This window comes from Corallococcus sp. AB018 (assembly GCF_003986945.1).
GTDB classification, from domain to species: Bacteria; Myxococcota; Myxococcia; order Myxococcales; family Myxococcaceae; genus Corallococcus; species Corallococcus exiguus.
Genome location: NZ_RAWR01000519.1, coordinates 1 through 469 on the forward strand (window position 1 = coordinate 1; position 469 = coordinate 469).

2 protein-coding genes are annotated in these 469 nt (G+C 47.1%); one reads left to right on the forward strand and one right to left on the reverse strand.

Translation table 11 applies throughout. The features are described 5' to 3' along the window. The first annotated feature begins 148 nt into the window (after nucleotides 1–148). Entirely contained in the window at nucleotides 149–286 is a 138-nt protein-coding gene (gene timP, locus D7Y11_RS45495; RefSeq protein WP_368773807.1) for a small toxic inner membrane protein TimP, read from the forward strand. Between the two features lie 31 nt (nucleotides 287–317). On the opposite strand, the gene D7Y11_RS45500 is transcribed toward timP, so the two are convergent. Next, entirely contained in the window at nucleotides 318–464 is a 147-nt protein-coding gene (locus D7Y11_RS45500; RefSeq protein ID WP_255431215.1) for an enhanced serine sensitivity protein SseB C-terminal domain-containing protein, read from the reverse strand. Nucleotides 465–469 lie beyond the last annotated feature (5 nt).

The following is a 469-nucleotide window of genomic DNA, read 5'->3' on the forward strand; positions in this document are numbered from 1 at the left end:
GCGTATTATTGACACCGACCCTTTCCGCCGTCTCGCAAACGGGCGCTGGCTTTAGGAAAGGATGTTCCTTGGCCGTAAATGCAAGTGTATCTCGTCGCTTGCTATCGCGGCAATATCGCCAGTGGTGCTGTCGTGATGCGGTCTTCGCATGGACCGCACATTGAAGATACGGTGCTTTTGTATCGTACTTATTGTTTCTGGTGCGCTGTTAACCGAGGTAAATAATAACCGGAGTCTCTCCGGTAACAATTTATTGGTGGTTAACAACCTTCAGAACAGCAGGTAAGCCCGAATGCCGCCCTTTGGGGCGGCATATTTTAGATTATCCGGTTCTGTTTAAAGTCACGCAAAAAACCACCCCAGCGACGTTCATAGAATGGCACAATATGTTCGGTAATAAAGTGGCTAATTCCTTTTTCCCCTTTTTTCACCTGACAAATATCGATGGGTTCATCGCCAGGTATTGTAT